Below are 13601 nucleotides of genomic sequence, written 5' to 3'. Positions count from 1 at the left end.
TCAGGAATGCCTCCGAAGAGCAGGACGGCCGGCGCCAAGAAGGTGCGCCGCAAGGAGAAGAAGAACGTCGCCCACGGGCACGCTCACATCAAGAGCACGTTCAACAACACCATCGTTTCGATCACGGACCCCACCGGGAACGTGATTTCTTGGGCCTCGGCCGGCCACGTCGGCTTCAAGGGCTCGCGCAAGTCCACTCCGTTCGCCGCGCAGATGGCCGCCGAGTCGGCCGCCCGCCGCGCGCAGGAGCACGGCATGCGCAAGGTCGACGTGTTCGTCAAGGGTCCGGGCTCCGGCCGTGAGACCGCGATCCGCTCGCTCCAGGCCACCGGCCTGGAGGTGGGCTCGATCCAGGACGTCACTCCGACTCCGCACAACGGATGCCGCCCGCCCAAGCGCCGGCGCGTCTGACCCGCTGCTGAAGTAGGAGACAACTAGAAAATGGCGCGTTACACCGGGGCCGACTGCAAGCGTTGCCGTCGGGAAAAGCAGAAGCTCTTCCTCAAGGGGAGCAAGTGCGAGAGCGCAAAGTGCCCGATTGAGATCCGTCCTTACCCCCCGGGTGAGCACGGTCGCGGGCGCACCAAGGACAGCGAGTACCTCCTTCAGCTTCGGGAGAAGCAGAAGGCGACCCGCATCTACGGCGTCCTTGAGAAGCAGTTCCGTGGCTACTACGCGGAGGCGAACAAGAAGACCGGCAAGACCGGTGAGAACCTTCTTCGCATCCTCGAGACGCGGCTGGACAACGTGGTCTACCGGGCGGGCTTCGCCAAGTCCCGGGACCACGCCCGCCAGCTGGTCCGCCACGGACACTTCACCGTGAACGGTGTCAAGACCGACATTCCGTCGGCTCGTGTCTCCGTGAACGACATCATCGAGGTTCGTCAGAAGTCCCGGACCATGACCCCCTTCCAGGTGGCCGTGGCCGAGGCGGGCGAGCGCACCGTGCCGGCGTGGCTGGAGGCCATTCCGTCGCAGCTGCGGATCCTCGTGCACTCGATGCCCGAGCGCCAGGTGATCGACACCCAGGTGCAGGAGCAGCTGATCGTCGAGCTCTACTCCAAGTAGTAGAGGGTGACGATACGGGCGGTACGGCGCCGTTTGGCACGTACCGCCCGTACCATTGAAGGGTTCGGCGTCAAATAGCGGGCGCCGGAGACTGGAGGAAAACCCCATGCTGATCGCTCAGCGTCCCTCGTTGACCGAAGAGGTCGTCGACGAGTTCCGCTCCCGGTTCGTGATCGAGCCGCTGGAGCCGGGCTTCGGCTACACCCTCGGAAACTCCCTGCGTCGTACGCTCCTCTCCTCGATTCCCGGTGCGGCGGTCACGTCCATCCGGATCGACGGGGTCCTGCACGAGTTCACCACCGTGCCGGGCGTCAAGGAGGACGTCACCGACCTCATCCTCAACATCAAGCAGCTGGTCGTCTCCTCGGAGCACGACGAGCCGGTCGTGATGTACCTGCGCAAGCAGGGCCCGGGTCTGGTCACCGCCGCCGACATCGCCCCGCCGGCCGGTGTCGAGGTGCACAACCCGGACCTGGTCCTGGCCACGCTGAACGGCAAGGGCAAGCTGGAGATGGAGCTGACCGTCGAGCGCGGTCGCGGCTACGTCTCCGCCGTCCAGAACAAGCAGGTCGGCCAGGAGATCGGCCGGATCCCGGTCGACTCGATCTACTCGCCGGTCCTCAAGGTCACCTACAAGGTCGAGGCGACCCGTGTCGAGCAGCGCACCGACTTCGACAAGCTGATCGTCGACGTCGAGACCAAGCAGGCCATGCGCCCGCGCGACGCCATGGCGTCGGCCGGTAAGACCCTGGTCGAGCTGTTCGGCCTGGCCCGCGAGCTGAACGTGGACGCCGAGGGCATCGACATGGGCCCGTCCCCGACGGACGCCGCCCTGGCCGCCGATCTGGCGCTGCCGATCGAGGAGCTGGAGCTCACGGTCCGCTCGTACAACTGCCTCAAGCGTGAGGGCATCCACTCCGTGGGCGAGCTCGTCGCGCGCTCCGAGGCGGACCTGCTCGACATCCGCAACTTCGGCGCCAAGTCGATCGACGAGGTCAAGGCGAAGCTGGCCGGTATGGGCCTCGCGCTCAAGGACAGCCCGCCCGGATTCGACCCGACCGCCGCCGCGGACGCCTTCGGCGCGGACGACGACGCGGACGCCGGTTTCGTGGAGACCGAGCAGTACTGAGACCTCCGGCGGGCGCACGCTCGTCGGTAACTGACACCGGTACCTGATACGGCCGGTGCAGACATCTAGGAGATACACCATGCCGAAGCCCACCAAGGGCGCCCGTCTGGGCGGCAGTGCTGCGCACGAGCGGCTCCTGCTGGCGAACCTCGCCACCGCGCTGTTCGAGCACGGCCGGATCACCACCACCGAGGCGAAGGCCCGCCGCCTGCGCCCGGTCGCGGAGAAGCTGGTCACCAAGGCGAAGAAGGGCGACCTTCACAACCGCCGTCTGGTGCTCCAGACCGTCCGGGACAAGAGCGTCGTGCACACTCTCTTCACCGAGATCGCGCCGCGCTACGAGAACCGGCCGGGTGGCTACACCCGCATCACCAAGATCGGCAACCGTCGTGGCGACAACGCCCCGATGGCGGTCATCGAGCTGGTCGAGGCCCTGACCGTGCAGCAGGAGGCGGTCGGCGAGGCCGAGGCCGCCACCAAGCGCACCGCGAAGGACGCCGCCGGCGACCAGGCCGTCGCGGACCTCAAGAAGGACGAGGCCACCGAGGCCCCGGCCGAGGCCGCTGAGGAGTCCAAGGACGCCTGAGGCGTCTGACGACTTGTCGTACGGGCGGGCCCGCTCCCAGATTCTGGGTGCGGGCCCGTTCCGCGTTGCGAGCAGTTGAGAGGAACGGTTGCGTGAGTGACGAGGCGGCGCCCGGTTCCGTACGGGTCCGGCTGGATCTGAGTTACGACGGCAAGGACTTCTCGGGCTGGGCCAAGCAGCGCGAGCGGCGCACCGTCCAGGGCGAGCTGGAGAGCGCCCTGCGCACGGTGACCCGGTCGCCGGAGACGCATGAACTGACGGTCGCGGGCCGCACCGACGCCGGGGTGCACGCCCGCGGGCAGGTCGCGCACGTCGATCTGCCGGAGGAGCTCTGGGCCGAGCACCGGGACAAGCTGCTGCGCCGGCTGGCGGGGCGGCTGCCGCACGACGTACGGGTCCGGCGGGTCGCGGAGGCGCCGCCCGGCTTCAACGCGCGCTTCTCGGCGATCTGGCGGCGGTACGCCTACCGGGTGGTGGACCACCCGGGCGGCGTCGATCCGCTGCTGCGCGGCCATGTGCTGTGGCACGACTGGGCGCTGGACGTGGACGCCATGAACGCGGCCTCGGCGCCGCTGCTCGGCGAGCACGACTTCGCCGCTTACTGCAAGCGGCGGGACGGCGCCACCACCATCCGCACCCTCCAGAAGCTGAGCTGGGAGCGCGGCGCGGACGGGGTGATCACGGCGACGGTGCGGGCCGACGCCTTCTGCCACAACATGGTCCGCTCGCTGGTCGGCGCGCTGCTGTTCGTCGGCGACGGCCACCGCCCGGTGGACTGGCCCGGGAAGGTGCTGGCGGCGGGGGTGCGGGATTCGGCGGTCCATGTCGTACGCCCCCACGGACTGACCCTCGAAGAGGTCGGCTACCCGGCCGACGAGCTGCTCGCGGCCCGGAACAAGGAGGCCCGCAACAAGCGTTCACTACCGGGTGCGGGGTGCTGCTGACCTGCGGCGGGTATGTGATCGAGATCAACGGGCACACGATTTCGCGCATCTGTGTCTGGAGCCGGAGCACAGGAGATCGATAACATTTGCGCCGCAGAGTCCGGGTGGCCGACCGGGAAGGGACCGATCCGCGTGAGTACCAGTGAGGCCGCCGTACGTGAACAGCTCACGAGGGCTCTGCGGGAGCGTGACGAGGAGATCGCCGACCGCTGGGTCGCCCTCCAGCTGGAGCAGGCGCTGCTCGGCACCGACATCAGCGAGGCCGAACTCCGCGAGGAGGCCGACTCGTTGATCGACGCGCTGGTCCCGGGGCTGGAGAGCGATGTCCCGGCGGACCGGGTCGTCACCTCCCACCCGGGGCTGCACGAGGCGGTCGTCGGACTGTCCATGCGCCGGGCCCAGGCCGGGGCCACCCCGACCGCCACCTCCCTCGCGGTGCTGGCGCTCAAGGAGGCGCTGCTGAAGGCCGTACAGCGGGAGACCCGGGACGCCGAGGAGCTGTTCGCCACGGCGGTCTTCATCAACCGGCTGCTCGATGTGGCCGGAGCGCTGTCCTTCGAGACGTACGTGGAGGGCCGCGAGGAGATCATCCGGCGGCAGAGCCAGCAGCTCATGGAGCTGTCCACGCCGGTGGTGCGGCTGTGGAAGCAGGTGCTGGCGGTGCCGCTGATCGGCACGCTGGACACCGCGCGGACCCAGATCGTCATGGAGAACCTGCTCCAGGCGATACAGGACCATGAGGCGCTGGTCGCGATCATCGACATCACGGGCGTCTCGACGGTGGACACCGCCGTCGCCCAGCACCTCATGCAGACCGTCAACGCGGTGCGGCTGATGGGCGCGGACTGTGTGATCAGCGGCATCCATCCGTCCATCGCCCAGACCATCGCCCAGCTCGGCATCGACCTGTCCACCATCCTCACGCGGGCGACGCTGGCCGATGCGCTGGCCGCCGCGATCAAGCTGATCGACGGGCCCGGCCCGGACGGGGAAGCGGGGGAGAACCCGTGACCGAACACCGCCCGGTGGGCGTTCCGATTCTGCGTCTGGGCGACGTCCTGGTCACCGGACTGCTCAACGAGCTGGACGACCGGGCCGCCATCGCCTTCACCGAGGAGCTGACGGCCCGCATCTCCGCCGAAGGGGCGCGGGGGGTGCTCATCGACATCTCCCGGCTGGAGATCATCGACTCCTTCGTGGCGCGCACCCTGATGGAACTGACCACGGTGTCCCGGCTGCTGGGCGCCCGGGTGATCGTGGCGGGCATGCGGCCCCCGGTGGCGATCACTCTGGTGGAGCTGGGGATCGAACTGGTCGGTGTGGAGACCGCACTCAACCCGGAACAGGGCTTGGCCGCACTGGGGTGGCGGCAGGCCCAGGAACCCCTGGGAGGGTCCCGACGTGGTGCTGCCCCGTGAGTCCACCGTCGCTTCCCGGCCGGGACCGGCGCCCCGCGCGGGCGACGGCGAGGCGGGCGCGCCCGTGACCCGCCAGGTCACCCATCAGGTCCGTACCGAGGAGGATCTGCTGGCGGTACGGCACGCGGTGCGCGCGGCCACCGTCGAGGTCGGGTTCGGGATCGTCGACCAGACCCGGGTGGTCACGGCGGCCAGCGAGCTGGCCCGTAACGCCTATGTCCACGGCGGGGGCGGCACCCTGACGATCGAGCAGGTGCGCGGCCCCGCCGGGCGCGGGCTGCGGCTGATCGTCAAGGACGACGGACCCGGCATCGCGGACCTCGACACGGCGCTCACCGACGGCTTCACCACCGGCGCGGGGCTCGGTCACGGGCTGGGCGGGGCCCGCCGGCTGATGGACGAGTTCACGGTGCACTCCGGCGCCGGACAGGGCACGGTCGTGGTCGCCACCCGGTGGACGGTCCGGTGATCCGTACGACGGTGACCCCCACCGCCCAGGTACGGATCGACCACCGCAGCGCGGTCCACCTGGCGGCCGAGACGGCACGGCGTACGGCGCGCGAGTGCGGGCTGCCCGGCGCGCTGCCCGACCGGGCGGCCGTGGTCGCCTCGGAGCTGGCCACCAACCTCGACAAGCACGCCAGCGACGGCACCCTCTACATCCAGCCCGTGCCGCTCGGCGAGGGCGTGGAGATCCTGGCCGCCGACCGCGGCCCCGGCATGGCCGAACTGGAGCGCTGCCTCACGGACGGCTACACCACGGCCGGAACCCTCGGTGTGGGGCTCGGCGCGGTGACCCGGCTCGCCACCCACTTCGTCATCCGCACCGGTACGCAAGCCGGTGCCGAGGCCGGGACCTGGGCCTGCGCCCGGCTCACCCCGCCCGGCGACCGGGACGCCGCGCTCCGGGGCGTGGGCTCGGTGTGCCTGGCCGTCGACGGGGAGGAGGACTGCGGCGACGCCCGCGCCGTCGCCGACACCGGCAGCACCCGCACCGCCGCCGTCCTCGACGGGCTGGGCCACGGCACTCAGGCCGCGGAGGCGGCCGGTCTCGCGCTGCGCACCTTCCACGCCGACCCCGGGCGGCCGCTGGGCGAGCTGCTGACCGGCATGCACCGCGCCCTGCGGCACACCCGCGGGGCCGCGGCCGGTCTGCTGCGCCTCCACGCGGACCACGCCGAGTACTGCGGCATCGGCAACGTCCGGGTGCTGGCCCTGACCCACCAGGGCGTCCAGTCCCGGCTCACCGGACAGCCCGGGGTCGTCGGCTGGTCCATGCCCGCCCCGCACGTCCACCGCTTCCCGCTGCCGCCGGGCGCCACCGCGGTGCTCCACAGCGACGGCATCGACGCCGGATGGGCGCGCGATCCGTCGCCGTTCCTGCTCCGACTCCCGCCACCCCTGTTGTCCGCCGCACTCGTCCATGGCCATCGCCGCACCCGCGACGATGCCACGGTCCTCACGGCCAGGCCCCCACAGAGGCACCCATGACCACCCGGACCATCGGCTGCGACACGGCGGACGGGCTCAGCCGGGCCGTGCGCCGCATCGCCCGCGACCACGCCCTGGATCCCGGCGTGCGCGGACGGCTCGTGCTGTCCGTCGCGGCCGTCGCGGAACCGGCCCTGAGCGCGGCCGGACACACCTCGCTGAGCTGGACGTTCCAGTGCGAGGACGACGACCGGTCCGGGCTGCTGACCCTGGCGCTCGGTTTAGACGGCTCCGTGGCCCTGCCGTCCGCCGAGGCCGCGGCCGGGCTCCCGCTGCCCGCCGACGCGGTGACGGAACGGGGGGTGGTGTGGCGGCTCCCGGCCGTCCCGGCACCTGACGCCTCGGAGGCCGACATACCGGGGGCGGCAGCGGACGACGACGCGGCGCTGGTGGAGGAGGAGCTGCGCGCCGTGGTGGCCCGCACCGACGCGCTCACCGCCGAACACCGCCGCCTCAAGGACGAACTCGCCGAGACCAACAGCGGCGTGCTCGCCCTCTACGTCCAGCTCGACGAGCGCGACGCGCAGTTGCGCAAGGCGCACGGCCAGACCCTGCGCGAGCTGGAGGACGCGCTGCGTCCGGCGCCCCTGGAGGTCGACGGCCTGGAACTCGCCGTCCACTACGGGCCCGCGGGCACCGACGCGCCCACCGGCGGCGACCTGTACGACTGGTTCGTGCTGCCCGACGGCATGGTCCACATCACGGTCGTGGACGCGCTCGGCCACGGGGTGACCAGTACCCGCAGCGCGCTCAACGTCACCCACGCGGTGCGCACCCTCGCGCTGGAGGGCCACCACCTCCAGTCGATCGTCGCCCGCACCGACGAGATCCTGCTGCCGTTCGACCGCAGCGTGATGGCCACCGTCCTGCTGGCCCGGATCGCCCCGGCCACCGGTGAGCTGTGGGTGGCCAACGGCAGCCATCCGCCCGCGCTGCTGCTGCGCGGCGACGGCACGGCGCGCTATCTGGAGGCGCGCGGGCGCGGGATCGGGTTCCCGATGCCCGGGAGCGACCGGCTGCTGACCGAGAAGATGGCGCCGGGCGATCTCCTGCTGCTCTACACCGACGGGCTCACCGAGAGCCGTCGGGACCCCGTGGAGGGTGAGAAGCGTCTGATCGAGGCCGCGTACGAGCATCTGCACGCCCCGATCGAGGAGATCCCCGGCGCCATCGCGGACGATATGCACACCGTGATCCTTCACCCGGACGACACGCTCGCGCTGGCCGTCCGGGTCCGGTCCTGACGATCTGACGGACCTGACGGTCCCTAGGAGGACCGCAGAACCGCCGGCCGGTGGTGCCGCTGCCGCTGCCGCCTTCGCCGCAGCGCCCGGTCGTGCGGCTGCGCCCGGACCAGCTCCTCGAAGAGGGGGTGGGCGCCGAGCAGCGCCTCCCGCAGCCGGTCCGTGTCGACATGGCCCGCGCGGGCCCGCTCCGCCTCGGTGTGCAGCTGCCGGTAGCCGCCGATCGCCTGGGCGTGCCGGACGGACAGCGCCTCCAGCAGCTGCTCCGGGGACTCGGCCGGATAGCCGCGCTCGGCCGCCAGCGTGGCGAGCAGCCGGTCGGCCTCCCGCACCGAGAGCGCGGGGGACTCGACGAACCGCTCCTGGAGGCCCGACCAGCGGGCCGCGTACTGCTCCCGGGACTCCGGCGTCAGCGCCCGTATCGACAGTTCGCCGTAGCGTCGCAGTCGCTCGCTGAGCTCCCACTGCGCTGCCTTGGCGTCGCCGCGGTGCCGTGTGACGGCCCGGTCGTACTCGGGGCCGAACCGGCTGATGAGGCCGTCGCGGCTGCTCTGCCGCACGGGCCGCGCGAACACCAGCGCCACCATGGCCACCAGTGCCGCTACCAGGATGATGAGCGTGACTGACATCGGATTGCCTTCCGCAGAGATTTCCTCGCTCGAGGCTTGACATCACCCAGTGTTACCGCCATGGCCAGGGCCAAACGCGGCGGACGCGTCGGCCCCCGCCCTCAATCTTCTTGTGGTGCACAGGTAATGGCCAGGTCCCCGGATTTGCCGAGGTAGGGGCGGACACCGTGGGTGACCGGGTGGAGGTCGGTCTTGTGGCGGTCGAGGATGTCCCCGATGACCCGGCCGATGCGGATCGCGGTGGTGGAGTCGGGCGTCTTGCGGAGGGTCAGGTCCCAGCCCGCGGTGCCCTTCTGGTCGCCGCGCGCCGCGTGGATCCGCTCGTACGGAACGGTGAAGCGGAACCGGGTCGCGTCCAGCGCGGTGACGCCCGCGGTGAACGGGAGCGCCGCGCCGCGCGGGGTGGCGAGCACGCTCGCGGCGGCGTCGGCGGCGAAGCGGGCGCCGTGCAGGGTGCCCTCGACGACGAGCCCGTCGGCCTCGGCGCGGATCACCCGGGCCTCGGCGTGGGCCGGGCGGCGCCAGGCGCGCAGCGCGAGATAGCCGTCGACGGTGGGGTACGGGATCCACCAGGTGAACGGGGAGCCGGGCAGCGGATCGAGACCCACCAGCCCGCGCCCCTCGGCGAACCGGCACATCACCCGGCGGCGCACCCCGTCCGAGGAGCGCACCACGTGCACGTCCCAGCGGCCCTCGGCGAGGTCGATCGCGCGGCGGTCCAGCGTCGCGGTCCAGGGCGCGCCCGGGGCGGCAGGGGGCCGCAGCGGCACCCGGACCTGGGCGCCCCGGCCGCCGCGGTGCGTGAGGGTCAGGGCGAGGCCGGTGCCGTGCACGTCAGCGGGCTCGACCAGCACGGCCATGGTGCCGTCGGCGTCGACGCGGCAGGAGGCGACCGGGCGCAGCGGCTTGCGGATCAGCTGCTTGACCACGCTCTTGAAGGTCTTCCGGGGCACGGCCGGGTGTCCGGCGAGGGAGCCGAAGGCGCGCGCCGCGGCGGCGGGCCGGGGACCGGTCCGGGGCGACTGGCCGCGCCGGGCGAAGAGTTCGGCGAAGAGTTCCTCGTAGGCGGTGGCCAGGCGCGCCGGTGCGTACCGCTGCGCCGCGACGCGGGCCGCTTCGCCCATGGAGCGGCGCAGCGCGTCGTCCTCGATGAGGGTGAGCAGTCCCTTGGCGATGCCGTCGGCGTCGCCGACGGGGACCAGCATCCCGTCGTGGCCGTCGGTGATGATCTCGCCGGGCCCGTGCGGGCAGTCGGTGGCGACGACGGGCACCCCGCAGTGCATCGCCTCGACGATCGTCATGCCGAACGACTCCTCGCGGGAGGTGACGGCGGCGATGGCGCCCTTGGCCCATTCGGTCTCGATGGGGGAGTGGGCGCCCATCATCGTGATGTGCCCGGCGAGCCCGAGTTCGTCGATCTGGCGGCGGAGGGCGGGCGCCTGGGGGCCGCGGCCGTAGATCCGCAGGTGCCAGTCGGGGTGTTTGGCGGCGACCGTGGCCCAGGCGCTGACCAGCAGGTCGTAGCGCTTGACCGGGATGAGCCGGCCGGCGGCCACGACCAGCTTGGCGTTGCCGTCGGAGGGCTGGACGCCGGTGGCGGGCACGCAGTTGGGCAGGCCGGTCAGCAGGGTGGATATGCCGGGCAGCCGGTCGCGGTGGGTCCGCGCGTCGGCCTCGGAGACGGAGGTGTTGGCGTCGAGGCGGGCGAGGGCGGCGTCGCAGGCGGTGCGGATCTCGGCGCGGTGGGTTTCGTACAGCCGGTGTTCCTGGCCGATGCGCAGATAGCGGCCCTGCTGCCCGAGCGCGGCGAGGCAGATCACCAGGCCGGGGCGGGTGGCGATGACGACGTCGGCGTCGGTGTCGGCCAGATAGGCGGCGAGGCGCTGGTCGGTGAGCGCGTTGAAGTTGACGGTGCCTTTGGACTCCGCGGCCGGGACGTGGGCGCTGGGCTGCTTCAGCAGCGGGTTGCCGAGGTCGCCGGACTCGCGCGGGACGTCCGGGCGTTGGTCGATCAGCGGTCTGACCCGCACGCCCCGGGGGAGGGGGAGGCCCGGGGTGTCGATGGTGCGTATCAGGGAGACGATCTCCACACGGTGGCGGGCGGCGAGCGCCCCGGCCAGATTGAACGTCGACCGGATGGTGCCGCCGATCCCATAGGCGTTGTGCAGCAGAAAAGCGATCTTCATGGTGATGTACGCGCGGCCCTCTGGGTCTGCCGCGACGTGCCCTCCCCTCCGGTGTGTGCCGCCGGTGTGATGCCGATATGGAGTGAACTGAGGAACGATCGGTCGGTAAGACAGCCTGGAGGCGGAAAAGTTGCTTATGCATGTGGTGATATGGGATGCACCACATTCAGTGTGAGCTGTACAACCTTCGTCCGCACGGCGAGTCCGCGCCCGCAGAGGTTGTTCGCCACCCCTTGGTTCACGGCCGCCCCCGTTGTTGGATGGCCCGAAGGAACGCGGGGGCGTCAACCAAGGGCGGGCAGAGACGTGATGACATCCGGAGCGCGGAGCGTGCTCACCGCGGCGGCGGTCCTGGCGGCACTGGGGCTGGTGACCGGATGCGGCGGCTCGGACCGGAAGCCGGACCGGAAGGTCGCCCAGCGCGACGGCGCGGCGGCGGAGCCGCTGTCCGCGTCCGCCCTGGAGCGGGCCGCGCTGGCCAGGGCCGACCTCAAGGGCGCCGGTCTCAAGGGGTACGAGATCGGCAAGATGACGGAGCGGGAGTTCAACGGGGGCAAGGAGGCCAAGGCTCTGAAGCCCGGATGCCGGCCGCTGGCCGCGCTGATGGGCACCGGCTTCGACCCGGCGCCCCGGAACTCCGTCTATCGGAGCTACGCCGCGGCCTCGGGTCGGGACGCGGGCGTCTCCGGCATCATCCGGCTCTCCTCGTACGGGCCCGGCGACGCCGAGAAGACGGTCAAGGACCTGCGGAAGGCGATATCCGCCTGCGGGGGCGGGTTCGCGGCCACCGACGGTTCGGGGAAGCGGGCGGACGTCGCCGAGGTGACCTCGCTCGACGCGCCCGCGGCGGGCGACGAGGCGCTCGCGTACAGCATGGTCGACGACGGCAAGGACAAGGCCGTCATCGCCTTCACGGTGGTGCGTACCGGACCCCAACTCACCGTGATGTTCGGCGTGAACCTCACGAAGCCCACACAGTCCGCGGTCCCCAAAACGGTCGTGGAGCGACAGGTTCGAAAGGTGGAGGCCGCGAACCGGTCATAGGGGGTGTGAAGCCCCCCAAATCCGCCTACGACGCGCGTACGATTCGACGTACGCGGGTAAAACGGACGCGGTACGCCGAATGGCACGGGGCGGGTTTCGGGGGGAGCGCGCGGGAGTGGACCAACCCATACAGGACGCCGGGCAGGCCGGATGACCGGCTTCGGAGCGTTCGACCTCTACCAGGAGCTGGCCAGGATCCTCGGCCGGCTGACGGACAGCACCGCCTGGCGGGACCGGCTGATCCACACCGTCGAGGAGACGTACGGGGTCACGCTGCCCGTGGAGCGCCACGGCATCAAGCACTGGGACCTGCGGTCCATCGCCGAGGTCTGCGACCGCTACCCCGACGGGCTGCGCGTCCTGCTGCGCGCGGTGGGCGAGGACTACGAGGGCACCGTGGTGCTGGCGGAGGCCTGGCAGCTGGTCGACCAGTGCTGCCCGGTGCCGCTGCTGACGGACGTCGAGCGCCGGGACTTATGCGCCCTGCTGCTCGACGCCGCCGCCGAGACGGAGCTGACCACCCTGTCCCGCTACGCGTTCGAGCTGCTCGGCCGGGCCGGTGAAGGCGACGACAGCTGGAACGGCCGGGTGGAGCGGCTGGTGCGCGACCTGGAGGACGACGTCGAGGTGGAGGGCCGGGCGCCCGCGCTGATGACGTTCGTGGAGCGGGTGGCGGCGGGCGAGCGGCCCGCGCTGCGCAAGGGGCTGCGGCAGTGGAACCACCAGGTCGCCAAGCGGCTCGACTGGCCTCCCGGGCTGCTCTCCGCCACCCGCGAGCGGGAGGCGGCCGCGGCGGGGCTGCCGGTCGGGGAGCGCAGCCTGGTGGTGGAGATCTCGTCCCGCCGCGCGGCGGCCGCCCTGTTCAGCATCCGGGCACGGCTCATGGACGACCGGGCGCGGGAGTTCCCGGTGCTCTGTGACGCCCGCGCCCGGGGGCGGGACGAGCTGGAAGCGCGGGTCGCGGCGGTCCACCGGGAGGCCATCGAGCGGCTGGGGCTGCTCGCCCCGGGGCTCCAGGTGGAGTTCGTCCTGCCGCTGCATCTGATCTGGCTGGACGTCGACCGGTTCGAGGTACGCCCGGCGGGACTGTCGTCGCGGCCGATCGGCGAGGACCACACGGTCGTGGTCCGCCCGTGGGAGCGGCTGCGGCTGCCGCACGTCAACCACCATCTGCGGGGCCGCTGGCGCTGGCTCCAGAGCCATGGCCGGGAGTACCAGGAGGCGGCCGTGGAGTGGGTCGACCCGGGGGTGGTGCTGGAGCCCCGGAGGCTGCGCCGACGGCTGCGGCACGCCCGGACACCGGTCTGTTTCGTACTGTTCGAGCCGCCCCGGCACACCGGGGACGAGGCCACGGACTATCTGTCCGTGCTGCTGGAGGCGGGTATTCCGGCCCTGGTCGGGGTACGCAGCGGGGGCGAAACGGTCGCAGGGCGCCAAGAAATACGAAACTTCCTCAGAACGGCACTCACCGATCTCCCCGAGCGGGTAAGACTATTGAGAGGCGGACTGCGACCTGGAGGAAGCGGCGAGATGCTGTCGGTGGACCTCGACGTGAACCTCGACGTGGACCTCAGCCTCGTGTGGGACAGCCCGGACGGCCTGGAGGAGCTGCGGTCCGTACTGCTGCATCCGCCGATCAGGGGGGAACATGACCGATCGGTATGACATCGACGGCGTCCCGGGCGGCCCGGACACCCCGCACGACGCGGGCGGCGGGGAGCGCGCGGGCGCCCCGCCCTGGTGGGTGTTCCACGACAGCGGCCTGGAGCCGTCCGGGGAGCGCGCGGCGCCGCCGATCCCGGCACCGCCGCCCTGGCGGGTCTTCGAGGACGCCGGCACGCCGCTGCCCCCGCCCGGCACCG

14 protein-coding genes and 1 pseudogene are annotated in these 13601 nt (G+C 71.8%); 13 read left to right on the top strand and 2 right to left on the bottom strand.

Going from position 1 to position 13601, the window contains the following annotated elements; genetic code table 11:
- Positions 1–6: 6 nt before the first annotated feature.
- The 10 genes from rpsK (at position 7) to EEJ42_RS48150 (ending at position 7880) form a co-directional block, all read left to right on the top strand.
- The gene (rpsK, locus tag EEJ42_RS48195) at positions 7–411 is read left to right on the top strand and encodes a 30S ribosomal protein S11 (RefSeq protein ID WP_009715860.1); all 405 of its coding nucleotides are present in this window, start codon (positions 7–9) and stop codon (positions 409–411) included.
- A gap of 30 nt (positions 412–441) precedes the next feature.
- Positions 442–1068 (top strand): 30S ribosomal protein S4, encoded by a 627-nt coding sequence (gene rpsD, locus EEJ42_RS48190; RefSeq protein ID WP_123108476.1) that lies wholly within the window; start codon positions 442–444, stop codon positions 1066–1068.
- Between the two features lie 106 nt (positions 1069–1174).
- Positions 1175–2197: a DNA-directed RNA polymerase subunit alpha gene (locus tag EEJ42_RS48185; RefSeq protein ID WP_009715858.1), complete on the top strand. Its 1023-nt coding sequence runs from the start codon at positions 1175–1177 to the stop codon at positions 2195–2197.
- A gap of 79 nt (positions 2198–2276) precedes the next feature.
- Complete coding sequence (rplQ, locus tag EEJ42_RS48180; protein WP_123108475.1) at positions 2277–2783, top strand: 50S ribosomal protein L17; 507 nt, start codon at positions 2277–2279, stop codon at positions 2781–2783.
- A 92-nt stretch (positions 2784–2875) separates the two neighbouring features.
- Positions 2876–3727 carry a tRNA pseudouridine(38-40) synthase TruA gene (gene truA / locus EEJ42_RS48175; RefSeq protein ID WP_123108474.1) on the top strand — a complete coding sequence of 284 codons (852 nt, stop codon included), beginning with the start codon at positions 2876–2878 and terminating at the stop codon, positions 3725–3727.
- A 132-nt stretch (positions 3728–3859) separates the two neighbouring features.
- Positions 3860–4738, top strand: a complete 879-nt coding sequence (locus tag EEJ42_RS48170; protein WP_123108473.1) for an STAS domain-containing protein — start codon at positions 3860–3862, stop codon at positions 4736–4738.
- Positions 4735–5145 carry an STAS domain-containing protein gene (locus EEJ42_RS48165; protein ID WP_179936017.1) on the top strand — a complete coding sequence of 137 codons (411 nt, stop codon included), beginning with the start codon at positions 4735–4737 and terminating at the stop codon, positions 5143–5145. Before EEJ42_RS48170 ends, EEJ42_RS48165 begins: the two co-directional genes overlap by 4 nt.
- Positions 5129–5614 carry an ATP-binding protein gene (locus EEJ42_RS48160; protein ID WP_425473094.1) on the top strand — a complete coding sequence of 162 codons (486 nt, stop codon included), beginning with the start codon at positions 5129–5131 and terminating at the stop codon, positions 5612–5614. The genes EEJ42_RS48165 and EEJ42_RS48160 overlap by 17 nt, the downstream gene beginning before the upstream one ends.
- Entirely contained in the window at positions 5611–6636 is a 1026-nt protein-coding gene (locus EEJ42_RS48155; protein WP_246097979.1) for a SpoIIE family protein phosphatase, read from the top strand. Before EEJ42_RS48160 ends, EEJ42_RS48155 begins: the two co-directional genes overlap by 4 nt.
- On the top strand, positions 6633–7880 hold the full coding sequence (locus EEJ42_RS48150) for a PP2C family protein-serine/threonine phosphatase (protein WP_184503624.1): 1248 nt from the start codon (positions 6633–6635) through the stop codon (positions 7878–7880). The genes EEJ42_RS48155 and EEJ42_RS48150 overlap by 4 nt, the downstream gene beginning before the upstream one ends.
- A 23-nt stretch (positions 7881–7903) precedes the next feature.
- On the opposite strand, the gene EEJ42_RS48145 is transcribed toward EEJ42_RS48150, so the two are convergent.
- Both EEJ42_RS48145 and EEJ42_RS48140 read right to left on the bottom strand, forming a co-directional pair.
- Positions 7904–8509 carry a hypothetical protein gene (locus EEJ42_RS48145; protein WP_123108470.1) on the bottom strand — a complete coding sequence of 202 codons (606 nt, stop codon included), beginning with the start codon at positions 8507–8509 and terminating at the stop codon, positions 7904–7906.
- 101 nt (positions 8510–8610) lie between these two features.
- On the bottom strand, positions 8611–10695 hold the full coding sequence (locus tag EEJ42_RS48140; RefSeq protein WP_123108469.1) for a glycosyltransferase family 4 protein: 2085 nt from the start codon (positions 10693–10695) through the stop codon (positions 8611–8613).
- A 309-nt stretch (positions 10696–11004) separates the two neighbouring features.
- Here EEJ42_RS48140 and EEJ42_RS48135 point away from each other — a divergent pair, with 309 nt between their 5' ends.
- The 3 genes and pseudogenes from EEJ42_RS48135 to EEJ42_RS48125 form a co-directional block, all read left to right on the top strand.
- On the top strand, positions 11005–11739 hold the full coding sequence (locus tag EEJ42_RS48135) for a hypothetical protein (RefSeq protein WP_246097977.1): 735 nt from the start codon (positions 11005–11007) through the stop codon (positions 11737–11739).
- A gap of 150 nt (positions 11740–11889) precedes the next feature.
- On the top strand, positions 11890–13404 hold the full coding sequence (locus EEJ42_RS54080) for a VMAP-C domain-containing protein (RefSeq protein WP_123108467.1): 1515 nt from the start codon (positions 11890–11892) through the stop codon (positions 13402–13404).
- A pseudogene (locus tag EEJ42_RS48125) lies at positions 13388–13601 on the top strand (hypothetical protein); the annotation flags it as partial. The gene EEJ42_RS54080 and the pseudogene EEJ42_RS48125, both read left to right, overlap by 17 nt.

Source organism: Streptomyces botrytidirepellens, from assembly GCF_003721215.1.
GTDB lineage: Bacteria > Actinomycetota > Actinomycetes > Streptomycetales > Streptomycetaceae > Streptomyces > Streptomyces himastatinicus.
The sequence above is the reverse complement of the archived record's forward strand: the minus strand, read 5'-3'. Positions and strand labels throughout refer to the sequence as shown.